The organism is Mesorhizobium sp. P160219, from assembly GCF_057786095.1.
In genome coordinates this window covers 1,052,588-1,071,715 of sequence record NZ_JBYNWG010000001.1, presented here as the reverse complement: position 1 = coordinate 1,071,715, position 19,128 = coordinate 1,052,588, and the positions used below count along the sequence as shown (strand labels likewise).

General features: G+C 63.6%; 20 protein-coding genes, 1 tRNA gene and 1 pseudogene. 12 read left to right on the top strand and 10 right to left on the bottom strand.

Annotated elements, in window-relative coordinates; translation table 11 throughout:
- Positions 1–5 precede the first annotated feature (5 nt).
- The 4 genes from AC3EMP_RS05425 to AC3EMP_RS05410 are packed head-to-tail and all read right to left on the bottom strand — an operon-like array spanning position 6 to position 2,048.
- On the bottom strand, positions 6–599 hold the full coding sequence (locus AC3EMP_RS05425; RefSeq protein ID WP_352710644.1) for a HupE/UreJ family protein: 594 nt from the start codon (positions 597–599) through the stop codon (positions 6–8).
- A 29-nt stretch (positions 600–628) separates the two neighbouring features.
- Entirely contained in the window at positions 629–883 is a 255-nt protein-coding gene (locus AC3EMP_RS05420) for a DUF1272 domain-containing protein (RefSeq protein ID WP_023671229.1), read from the bottom strand.
- Between the two features lie 10 nt (positions 884–893).
- On the bottom strand, positions 894–1,196 hold the full coding sequence (locus AC3EMP_RS05415) for an urease subunit gamma (RefSeq protein WP_023671228.1): 303 nt from the start codon (positions 1,194–1,196) through the stop codon (positions 894–896).
- Between the two features lie 30 nt (positions 1,197–1,226).
- Complete coding sequence (locus tag AC3EMP_RS05410; protein WP_352710643.1) at positions 1,227–2,048, bottom strand: urease accessory protein UreD; 822 nt, start codon at positions 2,046–2,048, stop codon at positions 1,227–1,229.
- 235 nt (positions 2,049–2,283) lie between these two features.
- On the opposite strand from AC3EMP_RS05410, the gene AC3EMP_RS05405 reads away from it, so the two are divergent.
- The 3 genes from AC3EMP_RS05405 (at position 2,284) to AC3EMP_RS05395 (ending at position 4,609) form a co-directional block, all read left to right on the top strand.
- Complete coding sequence (locus AC3EMP_RS05405) at positions 2,284–2,538, top strand: acyl carrier protein (RefSeq protein WP_023671226.1); 255 nt, start codon at positions 2,284–2,286, stop codon at positions 2,536–2,538.
- A 5-nt stretch (positions 2,539–2,543) separates the two neighbouring features.
- Positions 2,544–3,752, top strand: a complete 1,209-nt coding sequence (locus AC3EMP_RS05400) for a beta-ketoacyl-[acyl-carrier-protein] synthase family protein (protein ID WP_023671225.1) — start codon at positions 2,544–2,546, stop codon at positions 3,750–3,752.
- Between the two features lie 152 nt (positions 3,753–3,904).
- Positions 3,905–4,609 (top strand): glutathione S-transferase family protein, encoded by a 705-nt coding sequence (locus AC3EMP_RS05395; RefSeq protein WP_023671224.1) that lies wholly within the window; start codon positions 3,905–3,907, stop codon positions 4,607–4,609.
- Positions 4,610–4,634: 25 nt separating this feature from the next.
- On the opposite strand, the gene AC3EMP_RS05390 is transcribed toward AC3EMP_RS05395, so the two are convergent.
- From AC3EMP_RS05390 to AC3EMP_RS05375, 4 genes are all read right to left on the bottom strand, one after another.
- Positions 4,635–5,006 (bottom strand): hypothetical protein, encoded by a 372-nt coding sequence (locus tag AC3EMP_RS05390; RefSeq protein ID WP_352595094.1) that lies wholly within the window; start codon positions 5,004–5,006, stop codon positions 4,635–4,637.
- 85 nt (positions 5,007–5,091) lie between these two features.
- Positions 5,092–5,712 carry a nucleoside triphosphate hydrolase gene (locus tag AC3EMP_RS05385; protein WP_352710640.1) on the bottom strand — a complete coding sequence of 207 codons (621 nt, stop codon included), beginning with the start codon at positions 5,710–5,712 and terminating at the stop codon, positions 5,092–5,094.
- A 269-nt stretch (positions 5,713–5,981) separates the two neighbouring features.
- The gene (locus AC3EMP_RS05380) at positions 5,982–7,073 is read right to left on the bottom strand and encodes a hypothetical protein (protein ID WP_352625013.1); all 1,092 of its coding nucleotides are present in this window, start codon (positions 7,071–7,073) and stop codon (positions 5,982–5,984) included.
- 236 nt (positions 7,074–7,309) lie between these two features.
- Positions 7,310–9,121: a methyl-accepting chemotaxis protein gene (locus AC3EMP_RS05375; RefSeq protein ID WP_352595103.1), complete on the bottom strand. Its 1,812-nt coding sequence runs from the start codon at positions 9,119–9,121 to the stop codon at positions 7,310–7,312.
- Positions 9,122–9,387: 266 nt separating this feature from the next.
- Between AC3EMP_RS05375 and AC3EMP_RS05370 the strand changes: the two genes are divergently transcribed.
- The gene (locus AC3EMP_RS05370) at positions 9,388–10,362 is read left to right on the top strand and encodes a D-alanyl-D-alanine carboxypeptidase family protein (protein ID WP_023695864.1); all 975 of its coding nucleotides are present in this window, start codon (positions 9,388–9,390) and stop codon (positions 10,360–10,362) included.
- A 4-nt stretch (positions 10,363–10,366) separates the two neighbouring features.
- Here the strand turns inward: AC3EMP_RS05370 and AC3EMP_RS05365 are convergent, their stop codons facing one another.
- On the bottom strand, positions 10,367–10,816 hold the full coding sequence (locus AC3EMP_RS05365) for a universal stress protein (protein ID WP_023695863.1): 450 nt from the start codon (positions 10,814–10,816) through the stop codon (positions 10,367–10,369).
- Positions 10,817–11,387: 571 nt separating this feature from the next.
- Here AC3EMP_RS05365 and AC3EMP_RS05360 point away from each other — a divergent pair.
- Positions 11,388–12,296, top strand: coding sequence for a DUF1003 domain-containing protein (locus AC3EMP_RS05360; protein WP_023723419.1), 909 nt, complete (start codon positions 11,388–11,390; stop codon positions 12,294–12,296).
- Positions 12,297–12,458: 162 nt separating this feature from the next.
- Positions 12,459–12,535: transfer RNA gene (locus tag AC3EMP_RS05355), tRNA-Arg, on the top strand.
- Between the two features lie 37 nt (positions 12,536–12,572).
- On the opposite strand, the pseudogene AC3EMP_RS05350 reads toward AC3EMP_RS05355, so the two are convergent.
- Positions 12,573–13,708: pseudogene (locus AC3EMP_RS05350) on the bottom strand (helix-turn-helix domain-containing protein).
- 337 nt (positions 13,709–14,045) lie between these two features.
- Here AC3EMP_RS05350 and AC3EMP_RS05345 point away from each other — a divergent pair.
- From AC3EMP_RS05345 to AC3EMP_RS05320, 6 genes are all read left to right on the top strand, one after another.
- Complete coding sequence (locus tag AC3EMP_RS05345; RefSeq protein ID WP_031209248.1) at positions 14,046–14,312, top strand: acylphosphatase; 267 nt, start codon at positions 14,046–14,048, stop codon at positions 14,310–14,312.
- Between the two features lie 157 nt (positions 14,313–14,469).
- Positions 14,470–15,123 (top strand): Rieske 2Fe-2S domain-containing protein, encoded by a 654-nt coding sequence (locus AC3EMP_RS05340; RefSeq protein ID WP_023819712.1) that lies wholly within the window; start codon positions 14,470–14,472, stop codon positions 15,121–15,123.
- Positions 15,120–15,965: an aromatic ring-hydroxylating oxygenase subunit alpha gene (locus AC3EMP_RS05335; protein ID WP_023742256.1), complete on the top strand. Its 846-nt coding sequence runs from the start codon at positions 15,120–15,122 to the stop codon at positions 15,963–15,965. Before AC3EMP_RS05340 ends, AC3EMP_RS05335 begins: the two co-directional genes overlap by 4 nt.
- Positions 15,962–16,621: a glutathione S-transferase family protein gene (locus AC3EMP_RS05330; protein WP_023699368.1), complete on the top strand. Its 660-nt coding sequence runs from the start codon at positions 15,962–15,964 to the stop codon at positions 16,619–16,621. The genes AC3EMP_RS05335 and AC3EMP_RS05330 overlap by 4 nt, the downstream gene beginning before the upstream one ends.
- 1 nt (position 16,622) lies before the next feature.
- On the top strand, positions 16,623–18,002 hold the full coding sequence (locus AC3EMP_RS05325; protein ID WP_352595112.1) for an amidohydrolase: 1,380 nt from the start codon (positions 16,623–16,625) through the stop codon (positions 18,000–18,002).
- A 26-nt stretch (positions 18,003–18,028) separates the two neighbouring features.
- Positions 18,029–19,126, top strand: a complete 1,098-nt coding sequence (locus AC3EMP_RS05320; protein WP_352510744.1) for a BMP family ABC transporter substrate-binding protein — start codon at positions 18,029–18,031, stop codon at positions 19,124–19,126.
- Positions 19,127–19,128 lie beyond the last annotated feature (2 nt).

Genomic DNA, 19,128 nt, shown 5'->3' with positions numbered 1-19,128 from the left:
TAGCCTCACAAAACGCCGAAGACCAGGCCGCCGCCGACTGCAGCACAAGCGGCGCCAGCGGCGCGGGCAAGCCCGCGAAAGCGCATGCCGAGGCCAAGGCCGGCAGCGATGCCCATGGCATGGAGAAGTGCGGTGGCAACGGCAAAGCCGGCCATATAGTCAAGCCCACCTGCATTTTCCGGCACTTCGGTGCCGTGGGCATGGCCATGGAACAGCGCGAACAGGCCAATGATGGCGACTCCGGCCGAGACCGGCAGATCGACCGCCAACGCCACCAGCAAGCCAAGCGCGACGACGGAGGCAAGGATGCCCGGTTCGACGAAAGGCACCGGCACGTGGAGCATGCCGAGCGCGCCGCCGACCAGCATGACGCCGACAAAGGCCAGCGGCCAGGCCCAGATCGCCTTGCCGCCCTTGAGCGCCGCCCACAGGCCGACGGCGACCATGACGGTCATATGGTCGAGGCCGGACAGCGGATGCGCGAAGCCCGCCGCGAAGGACGAGGTGGTGGCGATGCCGACATGGGCATAGGCGGGCATCGCCGCCGCCAGCAGCAGGATCGCTGCAAGCGTGGTGCGTTTGGTTGAAGCAGAGATCATCGGTCTTCCCTTCGAAGTCACGAAAACAATCACGCAGCCTTGCGCGGGCCGCAGCCCTCGGCCTTGAGCACGCGTTGGGTCGAGGCCGGATATTTCACCAGTTTCTCCACTGGGCGGATCGGGCGTGCGGAAAAATTGCCGCCGCAGTTCGGGCAGACGCCGCCCAGCACATGTTCAGCGCAGTCAGCGCAGAAGGTGCATTCAAAGGTGCAGATCAGCGCGTCCGCCGCTTCCGGCGGCAGGTCCTTGTCGCAGCATTCGCAATTCGGTCGCAGCTCCAGCATCGTTTTCTCCTCACCTGATCGGTTCGTGAACGGTCACCAGCTTGGTGCCGTCGGGAAAGGTCGCCTCGACCTGCACGTCGTGGATCATCTCGGCGATGCCTTCCATCACCTGCGCGCGGGTGATGACATGGGCGCCGGCCTCCATCAGTTCGGCGACCGGGCGGCCGTCGCGGGCGCCCTCGACGACGAAATCGGTGATCAGCGCGATCGCTTCGGGGTGATTGAGCTTGACGCCGCGTTCCAGCCGCTTGCGCGCCACGATCGCCGCCATGGCGATGAGCAGCTTGTCCTTTTCACGCGGCGTCAGGTTCATGCGCTTTCCTGGATTTGGCCTGTATTTGGCTCAGAGTGCCCATAATTTGGGCAGACCCGCCCGCCCGTTGAGCAGTTCGACGAGCGGAACCAGCCGCTTGCGCAGCTGATAGCCGTCCTCGGCAAACAGCCTCGCAAGAAGCTTGCCAGATTTTTTGACGCTCCAGGCGCTGGCATCGCCGTCGGCGCCGACGATGTCGCGGGCCGGATCGAGCAAGGCTTCGGCCTGCGGCGAGACCATCAGCAGCGTCGCAGCGGCAATGGCGCCGCCGGCGACCGCCGGGCGGCCAAGTGCCGCCGCGATAGCCGGCCCGATGCGGAAATCCTCGGCATGAACGAGCGCACCATCCTGGCGGACACGCCAACGGTCGTGGAAATGGCCGTGCGCGGCCTCTTCGCCCATGGCGAGGCGGCCGAATATGGTGGCTTCAAGCAGCAATGCCTCGGCGCCTGCGGCAAGCTCGACCTCGAGCGTGCGGGCAAAGGCCGAGCGGTCGAAGACGATGGTTTCCTGGGGCAGCCAGCCGATACGCCCGCCCGCGCCGACGCTGAGCTTCACCCGAACTTCGGCGCGGTCGCTAGCGGCACGATAGATCTTTTCGCAGGCCTGGGTGGTTATCGAGGCGGAGGCACCTGGCCCGACATCGATTTCCCAGCCGAGCCGATCGCCGCCGGTCAGACCGCCGGCGGTGTTGATGAGCACGGCTTCGAGCGGATCGGCCGCAACGGCCGGCATGCGGATTTTGGCCGAGCCGTCCTGATAGAGGCGCAAAAGCCGGGTGCGTCCATCCCTGACGCCGCACGCAAGCCGGGCCGCCCCGGCCGCGCGCTGGGCCGGAAGAGCTGGGATCAAGACATGCTGCAACGTATCCACGGCGCTAACGTTAAGCACTCCCGGCGCTTTGTCGATATGGTGCTTGTTGATATAGCTTGTTGCTTGACAGCGTTTCCGTTTCTATAGAGGGAGCCTCTTTGGAACGGTCATGCTGCGCCTGGCGGGTTTTTGAAGGCGACGGCGATTTCAGTCCAGGCAACAGGGGCGCCAACCAATCGGCACCGCGACGTTATAAAATTGGGGAAGGAATCGAATGGCTGACGAGCTGGCAACGGAAATCATCGCCAAGATCAGGGCACATGCGGAGCCCGGTGGCGAAGAGATCACCACCAATACGGAATTGACCGCGCTTGGCATCCATTCCCTGGAACTGACCGAGATCATCTTCGATCTCGAGGAGCAGTACGGCATCGAGATCGAGATGAACACGGTCGATGCCTGGAGCAATCTCAAGAATGTCGGCGATATGGTTGAGGCTGTTCGCGCGCTGATTGCGAAAAAAGCCTGAGCTGAATGCAAAAGCGCGTCGTCATTACCGGCATCGGCGGCATATGCGGGCTCGGCGCCAATGCGCCTGCAATCTGGAACGAAATGCGGGCCGGCCGATCGGCCATCGGTCAAATCAGCAATCCCGGTTTGCATGATTTGAAGGTCAAGGTCGGCTGCGAAATCAAGACGCTGCCCGACCATGGCATCAGCCACAAGCAGACCGTGTCGATGGACCGCTTCAGCCTTTTGGCGACGATTGCCGCGCGCGAAGCCATGCAGCATGCCGGCCTGACATCGACTGAAGCAACCACCTACCGGATGGGCGCGGTTGTCGGCGTCGGCGTCTGCGGCTGGGAGGCGATCGAGGAGAACTATCGCGCCATCCTGGTCGACGGCAAGAACCGGGCCGGCATCTTCACCGTGCCGAAAGTGATGCCGAGTGCGGCATCCGGCCATGTCAGCATGAATCTCGGCCTGCGCGGGCCGGTGTTCGGCGTCACTTCGGCCTGCTCCTCGTCCAATCACGCCTTTGCCTCGGCGGTCGACCAGATCCGGCTCGGCCGCGCCGATGTCATGGTCGCCGGCGGCACCGACGCGCCGCTGCTTTGGGGCATCCTGAAGGGCTGGGAGGCCCTGCGGGTGCTGGCGCCCGATACCTGCCGGCCGTTCTCGGCCGATCGCCAAGGCCTGTCGCTCGGCGAAGGTGCTGGAATGGCGGTGCTGGAAACGTATGAACACGCCATGGCGCGCGGCGCGACCATTCTGGCCGAATTTGCCGGAGCCGGCCTTTCCGCCGACGCTTCCGATATCGTCGCGCCGACTGTCGAGGGACCGACGGCGGCGATGCGCGCCTGCCTGGCGGACGCCGGGCTCAATCCCGAGGACGTCGACTATCTCAACGCCCACGGCACCGGCACCAAGGCCAACGACCAGATCGAGACGGCGGCAATCAAGCGCGTCTTCGGCGACCATGCCTATAAGCTGTCGGTGTCGTCGACCAAGTCGATGCATGCCCATTGCCTCGGCGCCTCGGGCGGCCTGGAAATGATCGCCTGCGTGATGGCGATCCGCGAAGGCATCGTGCCGCCGACGGCCAATTTCCGGCAGGCCGACCCCGACTGCGATCTCGACATCACGCCGAATGTGGCGCGCGAGCGCAAGGTGCGCGCGGCGATCAGCAACGGTTTTGCCTTCGGCGGCACCAATGCCGTGGTGGCGTTCAAGGCGGTCTGACGGCAAGCGACTGGCCTGAGCGACTGGCCCTGAATGACTGCGAAGACGGTGTGTGCACCTTCGACCGGTTGATCGGCAAAGAAGCCGAGGATAATCCTTCGCAACTCGCCAGACGGCGCGATACCGCGCCAAATTCCCGACCGGAGCTTTCGATGACCGACCTGTCCGCCTTTCCGATCACCAAGCGCTGGCCGGCCAGCCACCCCGACCGCCTGCAGCTCTATTCCGCGACGACGCCGAATGGGGTGAAAGTCTCGATCGCGCTGGAAGAACTCGGCCTCCCCTACGAGGCGCATCTGGTGGATATCGGCAAGGACCAGAGCTGGACGCCGGAATTCCTGTCGCTGAACCCGAACGGCAAGATACCCGCGATCATCGACCCCGACGGGCCGGGCGGCAGGCCATTCGGCCTGTTCGAATCCGGCGCCATCCTGCTCTACCTCACCGACAAGACCGGCAAGCTGATCCCTGCCGATCCGGCGCGGCGCTACGAGACCATCCAATGGGTGTTCTTCCAGATGGCGGCGATCGGACCGATTTTCGGACAGGTCGGGTTTTTCAACAAATTCGCCGGGCGCGAGATCGCCGACAAGCGGCCGCTGGATCGCTACCGCAATGAATCGCGGCGGCTGATCGGGGTGCTGGAGACGCGGCTGAAGGGTCGAACCTGGATCATGGACGACGACTATACGATCGCCGACATTTCGATGCTGGGCTGGGTGCGCAATCTGATCGGCTTCTACGAGGCGCGCGAACTCGTCGGCTTCGACGACTTCCCCACCGTCGCGGCATGGCTGGAGCGCGGGCTGGCGCGGCCCGCGGTGCAGCGCGGCCTGACCATTCCCGCCAGGAATTGACCTCGGCCGGCCGAAGCAACCAGGTCTATTTCGCCTTGGCCTTGCTTTTCGAGCCGCCCTTGCCGATGACGGACGCAGCGAGCGACGCGGCGCCCCTGGCTGTCGCCGCCACCGCACCAGCGGCGACATTGGCGGTCGCCTTGACCGTGCGCATGGCGCCGCCGGCCACCGAGCCGCTGCTTGCCGGCTTCTTGGGTTTGGCGGTGTTCGCCGCCACCTTCGCCGTCGCGACCGGTTCTACCTTCTTTGGCGCCGCTTTGCCGAAAGCCGGTTTTGCGTCCTTGGACCGCTCGGCGATCGCCGGGCCCGCGCCTGCCTTGGCCTGAGTGGCCTTTGCCTGCCTGGCCTTGGGCTGAGCGCTCTTGCTCTTGACGGGTGTTTTTGCCTTGGTTGCCATCTGACGGTTCCCTCACGGCGGCACGATTGCCGATGAGAGATAACGACCTGAAAGTCTTAAGGTTCCCGTTCCGAAGTCCAGCGAACTATGCGGGATCGCCAACAACCAGGTCGGCGGACCTGCGATGGCCGAGCACGCGATCGATGTTGGGCATGTCGTTGGAAGCGATCCAGGCGCGGGCGTCTTCGTCGGAGCGGCCATGCACGTGCCAGCGCACCAGAAGGCGGCGCTCGAGTTCGGCCCGCGGCACATCGACAAAGATGGTGAAGTCGAACAGCGGCGCCAGCCGCGACCACGGCTCCTCGTCGAGCAGGAGGTAATTGCCTTCGACCAGGATGAACTTGGTCTCGGCGGCAACGATGGAGGCGGCGGCGCGCGACAATTCCATGCTGCGGTCGAACACCGGAATGGCGATGTCTGGCTCGCCCGAACGGATGCGCTTCAACAGCGTCTCGAAGCCGGCGAAGTCGAAAGTCTCCGGCGCGCCCTTTCTTGGCCGCAGGCCGCGCTGGTCGAGCACGATGTCGTCATAGTGGAAGCCGTCCATCGGCACGACTTCAGCCGCGCCCTCCGGCAGCAGATCATGCAGCCCGGCCGAGAGCGTCGACTTGCCGGCGCCGGGCGGGCCGGCAATGGCGACGATGAAGCGTTTCGCCTTGCCGGCGCGCTTGAAGATGGTGGCGGCGAGATGGGCGATTTCGGACATTGGGCGCTTCCAGTTATGCTTTGCATCTTGTCGGCAGTTTGAGGAAATTTCAAACCGCGATTTGGGCAATCTCACGACATCCGCCACGTCAGCGCCGCCCCTCGTCGCCCTGCCGGTGTCCAGCCGATAGATGGGTAACACTTCTCCCCCTATGCGTCCGCCGCAGCGCCAAGCAGATTGGTTGGCGCGGCGATGCGGCGGACAAGCTCCATGTGCCGTGTGTCGAGGATGCCGGCAGGCAGGTGAGGGGCAGGGCCAGCGTTCGAAAATCAGCCGGGCTGGCCGATCCGCAGGAAATCGCTGTCGAACCTGACATCGCGGGTCGAACCATCGGCTCCGGTGAGACGCATGTGACCTGAGGCTGTCCCGATAGCGCGCGGCGGCTCGCCGTTTGCCTGCGGCAGCGCGCCGATGACATGGCGGAAGGAGACTTCGCCGCCGAGGGTAAAAGCGGTCGCGACCCCTTCGCGCTTCAGCCAATTGTCGTCGATCGATGCGGCATGGCCGATGGCGGCGCGGCCGTCCTCGATGCCGAGCACGCCGCGATGGCGGCTGCTCCACGGCGCGTAGTCGCGGCCGCCATTGCTGAACCACAGCATGGTGACCGGAAGCTCCGCCGGGTTCTTCAGCACCAGCACCAGATCCTGTTCGGCCCGGCGCGCCAGCGCCGTCCAGCCCGGACCGTCATGATCGGCTTCGACCAGGGTGATGAAATCCTCGCGCTCATCCTCCATGCGGTAGTCGGTGAGATCGAGCGTGCCGCCGCCAGTGGCTGGAAAGCGCGTCAGATCGGTCGAGCGGGCGGGATAGGAAAGCTTGAAGCGGCCGCGGGCCGGATCGGGCTCCAGCGGTGCGTCCAGTGTCCCGGCAAAGCGCTTCGGCGAAAAGGCCAGCCGGCCGCCATCGCGCATCGCCGCCATCGGATGGTGGGCGGCGGAGACAGCGCCGGAACCGCCGGAAAAGACATGCTCCTGATAGAGGAAGGGATGACTGTTGCGGAGCGTGAAGATCTTGTCGACCGTCGCGCCCATCACCGTGCGGCGCAACCGGAAGACGGCCCGCCAGCCGTCGGATGTCGCTTCGCTGGCGGTGACATCCCAGGGGCTGTTGGCCGGCCAGCCATGCAGCGGTGCGGCCTCGATGTCGCTGGCCGAAAACGGTGCGCAGAGGAAATCGCCAGACAGCCGCACCGTGCCTTCAGGCAGGTCCGGCGGCAGCGTCTCGCCGGCATCGATCCAGGGCGCGCGGTGCAGCGGCTTCAGCTGGCGGCCATCGCTGTCGACCGTCATGTCGGCGATATGGCCGACAGTGAGATCGAGCGTGACCGAAATGCCCTTTGCCTTGATCGTGACCGTATCCATCCGCGCACCTGCTGATTCTGATGGCAGCGAACAAACCCGCTCCGTGACGGATGCGCAAGCACAGCGACCGGCATTTTGCATCAGGGCGATTTTTACCCTCCCCCTTGTGGGGAGGGTCGGCGAGCGCTCGACGCGAAGCGGAGATTGTTCGACGGGGCGGGGGTAGCGCCCTACAAGGACCCCCACCCCGATCCGCTACGCGGATCGACCCTCCCCACATGGGGGAGGGTGGGCGCCTACTGCCGCTTATACTCGCGCACCGGCGACTTGGTGCCGTCGGTGTAGGTGACCTGCACCGCCATCGATGTCACGTTGTCGGCGACCTTGAAGTAAGGCTGGTAGTCATAAGGAATGGCGTAGGGGTCCTTCTTGTCGCAAGGCGGCAGCTTGATCTCCTTGTCGAGCGCCGTGCCGTTCAGGCTGTAGCGCACCTCCTTGATGCCGCAGCGGAATGACAGCATCTGGGAGAAATAGACCAGGCCATGATTGCCGCTGGCGTCGAAGGCGATCCACGACGTCCAGAACTGGTCGAGGATCTGTTTGTTGCCCTGTTGCAGCGCTGCGTCCGGATCGAAACTTATGTTGAACGGCCCGGTCTCGCGGCCCCTGAGATCGAGATACTTGACCCCGATGGTGGTGGCCGTGGTGCTGTCGGGCAATTCGAAGCTCGGATTGGGCATCGGCTTGCCGGTGCGCTGGTCGTTCATCGCCATCAATCCGGTGTCGGTGAACGGACCTGACACACCCATGCGCCAGGAAATGCCGGTCGCAGCCTCGGGCAGCGAGATGGAGATCGTCCAGCCGGCATTGGAGCGCATCGGCGTCAGCGTCGGGGCAAAGCGCTGCGGGTCGAGCACGTCGCCAAGCGCCGTCAGGCGGGTACGGCTGCGATCGAGCCAGTCGGCGAGCTGCGTCTGGTCGACGAAATATTTGAGCAGCCCGCCTTCCTTTTCATAGGAGACGAACTTGGTCAGCGCCTCGGCCTCGCTGCGCTTGTCGGACAGCGACTGGACGCCGAGGCGATCCTCGGAAAACTCCTGCGCGAGCAGGTAATAGGCCGGTGCGAAATCCGGATTGGCCGCGATGAAGGCGTTGAGCTTGTCGAGACGTTGGGCATCATCGAACTGCAGGATATGGACCAGCTTGATCGACAGCGCCTTGGCCTTGTCGGCCAGGGCGCCGAACACTTCGCGGGCGCCGGCCTTGCCGTCCTGCACGCGCAGCAGGGTGGCGAAGCGTGTGTAGGGATCGACGGCGTCGACGTCGAAACCGGCGAAAGCGAGATAGGAGCGCCGCGCATTCAGCATGTCGCCGGAAAGCTCGTAGACGCGGGCATTGTGATAGAATTCGTCCGGCCGCTTCGGCTCGGCGATCGTCCCGCCCTGCGCGGCCAATGCGGCAAAGCCCTTGGCGATGGTGTCGATCGAGGCGGCGATCTGCTCGGTGGTCGCCTGAAGCTTATCCGCCTGCTCGGCCTGTTTCTGCTGGCCGGCAGCGAGCGTTTCGGTCGTCTGCTTGACCGCCTCTACCGACTTTTGCGTCTGCGCGCCCTGCTCAGCCTGCTGCTGCTGGGTCGACGCAATTTCCTCGGTCTTCTTCGCCACCGCGTCGGTCGATTGCTTGACCTGGTCGACCGCCAGCTTCGTCTCGGTTACCGTTTGCTCGATCCTGGCCACCCTGGCCGAGACGATGCCCATCTGCTGCTGCAACTGGGCGATGGCCGGCACCAGGCCGGCGATCACACCGTTCTGCGAATTGGTCTGCTGCTGCAGGCCATAGACGCCGCCGGCGACGGCGGCAGCGCTGGTGGCAAAGATCAGCGCCGGCAGCGCTTTGGCGGCCAGCACCAGCCGCAGAACGATGGCAATGGCGATGATGGCGGCGGCAACCGAAGCGACCAGCGCGATATAGGCGGCGAACGGCGCCAGCGGATTGAGGATGTCGGAAGCCGCGCCGCCGATGAAAGCGACGCTGCCGGCCCATTTGCCGGTGCGGCTGAGCGAAGCCCTGATAAGAGATGGCGCAGCCGCGCCGATGTCACCGGTCATTGTCAAATCCCCCAAGCAATTGCCGCCTCTATAGCAGCACCGCGACCCCGCAGGCAAAACAGGACAGGAAGCAGGCGATTTCGGGCGGGTGGGCGGATGTCGAGGTTGCCGTTTCAGCGCCGATGATTGGCGAAGCCGAAGCGACATCTGATCTCCCCCCTTGCGGGGGAGATTGGCAGCGTCATCGGCAGCTCCGCCGTTAACCAAATGGACGAACACAATGGGTTAGGCTAGGTTCCGGCCCTCTCAGCAACGCCGGACTTGCCTTGCCAAACTTCCATTTCCGCTCCCTCGTCCAAAAATTTCTCGCAGCCCTCCTGCTGCTCGTCTTCGTGGCCGGCTGCAGCACCACCGCACCGCCCGACAGCGTCCTGGCGGTGCCGGCGCCGCAGGAGAAATATGCCGCCATCGTAATCGATGCCGGCAGTGGCAAGACGCTGTTCGAAGTCAGTTCGAGGGCGCAACGCTATCCGGCGTCGCTGACCAAGATGATGACGCTGTACCTGCTGTTCGAGGCGCTGGAGTCCGGCCGCGTCTCGAAGGAAACGCAGATCCCGGTCTCCGACAATGCCGCCCGGCAGCCGCCGACCAAATTGCGCTTCAAGCGCGGCGAGGGCATCGATGTCGATTCGGCGATCCGGGCGATCGTGGTCAAGTCGGCCAATGACGTGGCGGTGGCGGTGGGCGAATATCTCGGCGGCTCGGAGGACCAGTTCGCCGCCATGATGACGTCCAAGGCGCGCCAGATCGGCATGAGCAGCACCGTCTTCCGCAATGCCTCCGGCCTGCCCGACGATGGCCAGCACACATCGGCGCGCGACATGGCGACGCTCGGCATGGCGCTGCGCGCCCGCTTCCCGCAGCAGTTCCACTATTTCTCCGAAAGCGACTTCATGTTCCGCGGCCGGCTGGTGCGCGGCCACAACGACATGCTCGGCCGGGTGCGCGGCGTCGACGGCATCAAGACCGGCTATATCAGGGCATCCGGTTACAATATCGTCACGTCCTACAATGCCGACGGCCGGCATCTGATCGTGGTGGTGATGGGCGCCGACAGCGCTAGGCAGCGCAACGACCATGTCGAAGCGCTGATCCAGCGCAGTCTTTCGCCGATGCTGGCCGATACCAAGACGCGGCTGATGTTTGCGGGAGACCAGCCGGCAGCGTCGCCGCTTCCCGGCCTGCCGCCGCCTGCATCGTCGCTTCCTGGGCTAGCGCCACCCGGCTTGCCAACTCAATAAACAGCTACCGCACCACCAGCACAGGCGTTTCCGTCAGCGACAGCACTTCGGCCGTCTGGCTGCCTAGCAGCAGGCGGCCGAGACCCCGGCGGCCATGCGAGGCCATGACGATCAGGTCACAGGCCTCGGCGCGGGCGACGTCGAGGATGCCCTCGGCGGGCGTCTTGTTTTCGACGTGCAAGATCTTTGCCGGCACGCCGAGTTCGTCGGCCGAGGCCTTGCACCGGTCCAGCACGTCGGCGGCATAGCGGCGGGCATTTTCCTCATAATTGACCAGTTCGTCGCCGACCGCGACTCCGGCGACAGCTCCGCCCCAGGCGAGGATTGGGAACGGCTCGGAGACATTGACGAAGGTGACGGTGGCCGCAAGGCTGTTGGCCAGCGTCAGCCCGTGGGCAACGCCCTTGCCGGCGAGTTCCGAACCATCGGTGGCGATCAGAATATGTTTGTACATGGCGGCGACCCCTGTTGTGGGGCCATTGCCCCTGGTGGCTTGGCGAGGCGCATCATGGCGCAGCTCTCCCATGGATATAAGCGCGCCGGCAGGTTGGCCACAGGGCGAGGATGAGGCCAGCAGCCGATGACCATGGCGCCAAGGCGATGGGCGCGCTCGCGATCTCTCGTGGAGGGGCAGGCAATCGCGTCCCCCCACTCCGTCCCGGCTTCGCCGAGCCACCCTCTACCCCCCAAGATGCAGGGCAATCGCATATGGTTCTTCCGAAGAGGACCCCCACCCTAGCCCTTTCATAAAGGGGAGGGAACGCTGCCGCATGCCATCCTTTTTGGCAGCGAACCTAGACGGTTTGCGGAGATCAGCGCCTACCAAGTCTCCCTCCCCTTGTGGGAGGGATTAAGGGTGGGGGTACTCGTAGAGCGCAAACCGAGACGGAGTGGAGGCTGGCGTCGCCGTTGCAGGCTTGGCGCCTGCATCACAAGCGCTTGCACAAGCCCGCAATCGTCACCGAGGCGGTGGCTATGCCGCCTCGCCTTGGCGTATCGTGGGCGCGACAGCAGGAGCCGGCATCATGAGCCCAAAACCATCCGAACAGGCCGCCAATGAAAACGACAGCGGCGGCGAGTATTTCGAGGCGCCGCCCATCGGCGATCATGACGCCGAGCTGGTTGCCGACGAGGCGCTGGAAGCGCCCGATGTGCCGGACTCCGAACCGCATGGCCGCCTGAAGCCCAAGCGAAAGCCGTCGGCGATATCGGGCCGCAAATTCCGCAAGCGTGACCTGGTGCGCATCGACGACCTGCGGCCAAGCCTGGCCGACCGCATCCGCTCCGATCATCCGGACCTGCCGCGCGGAGCCCGCATCAGCCGCGAGGAGCTCGGCCGCTACCGCATGCGCTACATGGAGGAGCTGCTGCAGCAGGAGCATGGCGAATTCTCCGAGCTCGACCGCCAGGTGGTCGAATCGATCGCCAGGCAGGACACGATTTCGGAAAACTCGGAAGAGGAGTTCGAGGAGCACCGCTCGTTCGCCGACCGCGTCTCCGACAACATGGCGGCTTTCGGCGGCAGCTGGTGGTTCCTGATCTCGTTCGGCAGCGTGCTTGCGGTGTGGATCGGCATCAATTTGATCGCGGGCGTGAGCAGCGCCTTCGACCCCTACCCCTTCATCCTGCTCAACCTGCTGCTCTCCTGTATCGCCGCCATCCAGGCGCCGATCATCATGATGAGCCAGAGACGGACGGAGGCCAAGGACCGCCTGCGCTCGTTCAACGACTACCGGGTGAACCTGAAAGCCGAGCTGGAAGTGCGCCATTTGCACGAAAAGCTCGACTATCTGATCTCGCGCCAATGGACGCGGCTGGCCGAAATGCAGCAGATGCAGCTGGACGCGATGCATGAACTGACCGGCGCGAAGAAGGCGAAGCGGGCGCCGCGCAGGGTGCGCAGGCGGGTGGCGAAGGTGGAGGTGGCGGGGTGAGTCCCGGGCTGAGGCTGCAGGGCGGACGCGAACTTGCCAGGCCGCGCAAGGCGGCTTCGAAAATATCGCCACGCCAATTGCCCGTTGAAGCCCGCGCCGGCTTCCGCTAAGAAGCCGTGGCTGGCCGGCCTATCGGCTGGTTCGTTTTCAGGTTCCCTGAAGGCACCCGTAGCTCAGCTGGATAGAGCGCTGCCCTCCGAAGGCAGAGGTCACAGGTTCGAATCCTGTCGGGTGCGCCAATCTACCCAGGTCAATTCCGGACACATAGGTTACGGTTTATATCGGAGACATGGGTAACACTTTTGGCCCGAAGGGGTTTTGGAGTGGTTCGAGCCTGCATGTCTCATCATCGAAGTAGCCCAAATCATAATCCATGAAGGAAGCCAGCCAGATATGGTCCTCGACCTGTTTGATGCCGACGGTCTGGCCGGCAAAGACGAGGCTGAGGTTGATCTTCTTGCGATTGTATCGAGATCCGGCAGGCCGGCATAGATGCGCGGTGACGGCGTGTAGCGCTCGGCTGGACAGGCCATGTCGAGCGCCTGATGTGGGCGTTCTGAGTTGAACTCATTGATGAAGTCATCGAACCTGGCCTGCTGCTGCAGGAAATTGGCGCCAGCCGGTTTGGTGGTTTCCTTCTTGAGAGTCAGGTGCATGCGCTCATGGCGCCCGTTCTGCTGCGGACAGCCCGGCTGGATGCGCTCGATGTCGATGCCCAGGCGCAGCCACCAGACCGACAGTTTGCTGAGATTGAACAGCGCGTTTGGGCTGGCAAAGGGAACGCCATTGTCGGTCCTGATGGCGCTGGGCAGGCCGAACTCTTTGAAAACGCTCTCGAACACCGTGAAGGCATAGGCTTCCTTGGTAGTCGACAACGCCTCGCAGGCGATGAGATAGCGGCTGGCGAAGTCGGTGATCGTCAGCGGATAGCAATAGCGCCGATCGGCGAGCATGAACTCGCCTTTGTAGTCGGCACACCACAGATCGTTGGGCCGATAGCCGTTTGAAAGTGGTGTTCCCATCGCCCTGTTGCGCCTTCGCTTGCGGCGCTCGACCAGGCCATGGCGGTCGAGAACCGCATGCACCGTCGAGATCGCAGGCCGGTGAACGTCAGGATACAGCCGGGCCAACCGTTCGCGTATCTTTGGCGCACCCCAGGTCGGCTTGTCTTGCTTGAGGCGCACAATCAGCTTCTCGATTTGAAACGGAAGCTGATTGGCGTGGCGGTAGGGTCGGCGTGATCGATCCGTCAGCCCCTCAAGGCCACTGTCATTGTAGCGTGTGAGGATCTTGTAGCCGGTCTTGCGCGAGATATCGAACTCACGGCAAAGCACCGCCATCTTCTCGCCGTCCAGCAGCCGGGCAATGAACTTCAGCCGCTCTTCCATGACGTTACACTCCTTCCAAGGCACCTTGCTCTCCTTGCAAAGGGCCGAAAGTGTAACCCATGTCTCCGGAATGAACTGTCACCCATCTCTCGGGAAGGGCAGATGTATTACATTAGCTTAGATAACCCAAAAGCGCGTCGCGCTGAAACGGATTCATGCGACGCGCTTTAAAGTCTTTGTTTAATGCATGTCGTTGTCCCACAACCGCGGCACTTCTGGGCGACATGCATGAGTGCCCGGGTCTAGGCACGGGCGATCAGTCGATATTCGGTGTTATTGGGCGCGTCGATTACCACTTCCGCCCGTTCAGTCAGACGCTATGCTGCTGACCGTGACACCAAGGCGCGCGTTCCCGTTCGTGATGAAGCAAAGTCAACACCGCTTGCATGAGCGGATGACCATTCGCGGCCACCTCGAACCCGCGTCCTTCGTGCCTTGGATCATGCGCCATGCGGCCAAGCTCGGTCTCGCGCACCACATCGCTCATGCAAGCACCGATCGCATCGAACTCGATATTGCCGGTGCGCCGGAACTGATCGACATGATGGAGATGGGATGTTCGCTTGGGCCCATTGAGGTCTGGGTAGAGACGATCGACCGCGCGCCTGTCGAGCAAAAAAACATATAGCTTTGCGTGTGGTTACCGTCCGTTTGCACTTAATTTAACCAATATTGCAATTGCGAAATAATTATGCATACGTCAGCCGCATCGAGCGGTTCGCCAACTCCTTGCGCCGGCATCTCTCTGGTCGGGAAACAGTAGTATCAGTACGGAAAGTAAGGTCATGCTGTCCGACAAGACGGACACCTGGGTGCCGGTCGCCCTTACCCAGGATCTGCCAACAGGACAGGTAATGCCGGCGCGGACGCCCGCCGGTCCCATTGCCCTCTGGCGAAGCCAATCGGGGCGCTTGGCGGCATCGGCGGATCGCTGTCCGCATCGCGGCATGCGCCTCTCCCATGGCTTCGTGCGCGGCGAGGCGCTCTCCTGCATCTATCACGGCTGGACCTATTCGCAGGCCGGTCAGTGCCTGCGCATTCCTGCCCATCCCAGCCTCACGCCGCCGGAGACGATTCGAGTTGCGACCCGGTTGGTCGAAGAGGCAGGCGGGATCATCTGGGTCGCGGATGGAGAGCCTGACGGCAAGCCACCCCTTTTTGAGGGTTACGTCCCGCTCCGTTCATTGACGGCCCGCGCCGGAAGTTCGGCGCTCTTTGTCGCTGCCGGTACGAAGGCCACCGTTGAAGGATGCGTCTGGCAGGCACCCGGCGCGCCGGCAATCCGCCTGCTGCCTATCCCGCAGGAAGCCGGCGAGACGCTGATCCACGTCCTTGTTCCAGCCGATTGCGATGCGTCCGAGCGCATCGCGGCCTCGCGAGCCGCCGAGAGCCTTCGGCGCATGGCCGAAGGGATCGAGGCGAAAGGGACTGTGCCATGATCGACGATGCGATGCGCCACGAATGGTATCCAGTCGGGCTTTTCAGCCGGCTCGACCGCTATGGGCGCGAGACCACCCTGATGGACGAGCCGATCAAGGTTGCGCTCGACGCCAATGGCGCGGCGAAAGTGACAGGCGAAAACGGGCGCGTGCTGCCGGTTTCGGTGCGCTATGGCCATATCTGGTCGTCGCTCGGCGAACCGAAGAAACCGGTCTTTCCGATTCCCGAGGCAGACCAGCCCGGGCGCCGCTTCGTCGATGTCGGCGTGGTGCGGGTGCGCTGCTCGCCGCTCCGCGCCGTCGAGAACTTCCTCGACATCGCACACTTCCCCTTCGTCCATACCGACATCCTCGGCTCGGAGCCGCATACCGAGGTCGAAAACTACAAGGTCGAGATCCGCGAGGAAGAGGACGAGGTCTGGGCGACCCAGGTGAAGTTCTACCAGCCGCAGGCGGCGAAATCCGCGAGTGGAGGTATCACGACGGAATACATGTACCGCGTGCCGGCTCCGACCTGCTCAGTCCTCTACAAGACCTGCCCGCCGCGCCCGGACGAATGGGATGTCATTACGCTATTCGTCCAGCCGCTTGCCGAGGATCTCTGCGACGTCTGGCCATGGATGGCGCTTTTCGATGACGAGACGCCACTGACCGATCTCATCCATTTCCAGCAGACGATTTTCCTGCAGGACCGCTCGATCCTCGAAAACCAGATCCCGCGTCTTCTGCCGCTCGATCCCGGCATGGAAATCCCCACGCGCGCCGACCTGACCTCGGTCGCCTATCGCCGCTGGCTGAAGCGCCACAATTATACCTACGGCGCGCAATTGGTGGCACAATGAAGCTTTACGACTACATCCTCTCCCCAAGTTGCTACAAGGTGCGCCTGATGGCCACGCTGTCAGGTGTGAAGCTCGAAATCCGCCCGGTCGACTTCCATCCCGGCGCCGAGCATCGTGGCCCCGAGCTTATGGCGCTTAATCCGGGAGGCTCCATCCCGATCCTTGAAGACGGCGACCTGATCCTGACCGAGTCTTCCGCCATGCTTGGCTATCTCGCCGCGAAGGCAGCACCGGCCTGGCTCGGCAGCGGCGCCCCCGAGGAGACGGCGCGCATCCAGCAATGGCTTTCCTTCTCGCACAGGCTGACCGCCAACCTCGGCGGCGCGCGCCTGCATGAGATGCTGCTGCGTCCCGGTGACATCGGTGCGCTTCAGGCCAATGGCATAGCGGCACTACGTGAGCTGGAAGCCGGCCTCTTCGAACAAAAAATGCGTGGCGATCGGTTTCTCGCATCCGACCGGCCGACGATTGCCGACATTGCTTGCTTTCCCTACGTCGCGCTCGCGCCCGACGGCGGCGTTTCCCTCGATCCGTATCCCACGATCCGGCTCTGGTCGCGAGCGCTCCGCAGCCTCGACAATTTCATCGAAATGCCCGGTATCCACCGGCTGCACGAGTTGAAGCCCGAACCGCGACCCATGCTGGACGAGGCGTGAGGTGACCGGCTATCTCCTGAAGAATTGCGCAGCGGTCATCACCGACGAGGGCAGGGGTCCGAGCGTCCGGCGCAATGTCGATGTGCTGACGAATGGCCCGCAGATCGAGGCAATCGGGCAAGGCCTGCACAGAAGCGAGTTGCCGGCCGGTACTATCGTGCAGGACGCCGACGGCTGGTTCGTCTATCCCGGCCTCGTCAACACGCACCATCACTTCTTTCAGTGCTTTGTGCGCAACCGTGCCGACCTCGACTGGACGAAGCTGTCGGTCATCGAATGGCTCGACCGGATCTATCCGATCTTCTCCCGGCTCAACGAGGATTGTTTCTACCACGCCTCGATCACGGCGATGGCAGAGTTGATAAAGCACGGTTGCACGACGGCCTTCGACCACCAGTACAATTTTCCACGCCATGCCGGAAAACGGCTCATCGACCGGCAGTTCGAAGCGGCCGACCTTCTCGGCATGCGTTTCCACGCGGGCCGCGGCGGCAACACGCTGCCAAAATCGGAAGGCTCGACCATTCCAGACGAGATGCTGGAGACCACGGACGAATTCATCGCCGACTGCGCACGCCTCATCGACACTTATCACGACACCAGTCCCTTCAGCATGCGTCAGGTCGTGGTCGCTCCCTGCCAGCCGGTCAACTGCTACCGCGAGACCTTCGTGGAATCGGTTTCGCTGGCGCGTGATCGCGGGGTGCGGATGCACACCCATGTCGGCGAGGGCGAAAGCCCGATCATCGAGGCCCGCCATGGCATGCGTACGGTGGACTATCTCGAGGACCTCGGATTTGCCGGCCGAGACACTTTCTATGCCCATTGCTGGGAGCTGACGCATGACGAACTGCGGCTGATGGCGGCGAGCGGCACCGGTGTCTCGCATTGCCCTGAGCCGGTCTATCTGGTGGGCGCGGAGGTGACTGATATTCCCGCCATGTCCGCCTTTGGCCTGCGCGTCGGTCTCGGCTGCGACGGTGCTGCCTCGAACGACAATTCCAACCTCATGCACTGCATCCATTCCGCCTACATGTTGCAATGCCTGGCGGCCTCGACGCGCGCTCATCCCGTGCCTGCGCCGGTCGATTTCCTCGGCTATGCGACAACGGGCGGGGCCGCGCTTCTGGGCCGCAATGACATCGGCCGACTGTCGCCCGGCATGGCCGCCGACCTCTTCGCGATCGACACGCGCCGCATGGATTATGTCGGCACGCGCCACGATCCATTGAGCCTGATCGCCAAGGTCGGCATCGGCATGCCCACCGACATGACCATGATCAACGGCCGCATCGTCTGGGAGAAGGGTGCGTTTACCGGGCTGAACGAGACCCGGCTTGCTGCGGACGCGGAAGCCGCTTTTGCCGCGGTGGAATTCTAACAACTTAAGACAGGGGAACTGACATGCTGAACTATCTGACCCGCAGAACTCTGATGAAGGGCCTTGCCGCGACAGGGCTTGCCGGCGCGCTTGGCAGCCGTCCCGCCTTTGCGGCCGACGAGCCGCTCGGTATCACGCTCGTGCTCCCGTCGCCGGTCGGCGATGTCGGCTGGGGCCATGCGCTCGCCGCCGGGCTCGAGCCGGTCAAGGCCGCGTACGGCGACAAGGTGAAGATCACCGTCATCGAGAACATCGCCGAAGGGCCGGACGCCGACCGGATCATGAACAAGACCGTCGCCGACGGTAACAAGTTCCTGATCGCCGGCTCATTCGGCTACCAGAATGGTGCACTACAGATCGCCCGCCGCGATCCTGGGGTCACCGTGCTGCATGCCTCCGGCTTCCAGACCGCGCCGAATTTCTCGCCCTTCGCGGCGAAGTATTTCCAGGGCACTTACCTGCTCGGCATAGCCGCCGCGGCTCTTTCCAAGACCGGCAAGCTCGGCTCCGTCTCGGCCTTCGCCATTCCGGAGCTGATCACCTCGATCAACGCATTCACGCTCGGCGCACAGACTGTAAATCCCGATATCGAGGTATCGGTCGTCTGGGTGAACTCCTGGTTCGACCCGGCCAAGGAACAGGAAGCCGCCAAGGCGCTGATGGCACAGAACTGCGACGTGATCTTCTCGAACGCGCAGGACACACCCTCCGTGATCTCGGCCTGCGAGGAGGCTGGCGTCTATGCGTTCAACCTCAATTCGTCGATGAAGAAATATGCGCCGAAGAAATATCTCGGCTGCATCGCGACGGACTGGTCGCCCTTCTTCAAGGCTTCCGTGGATGCCCATCTGGCCGGAACCTTCAAGGGCGCCAACACCTTCCTCGGCGTCGCCGAAAAGGTGGTGGAGGTCGTGGACTGGAACTCAGATATCCCAGCCGACACGATGACGAAGATCAAGGAAGTGGCGGCGAAGATCGCCGACGGCAGCTTCTCGCCCTTCACAGGTCCAATCACCAAGGCCGACGGCAGCGAAGCCGCCGCCGCCGGTGCGACGATAGCGGATCCCGAGATCGTCGCGATGGACTGGCACGTCAAGGGTGTCACCACACCACTGCCGAAGTAAGT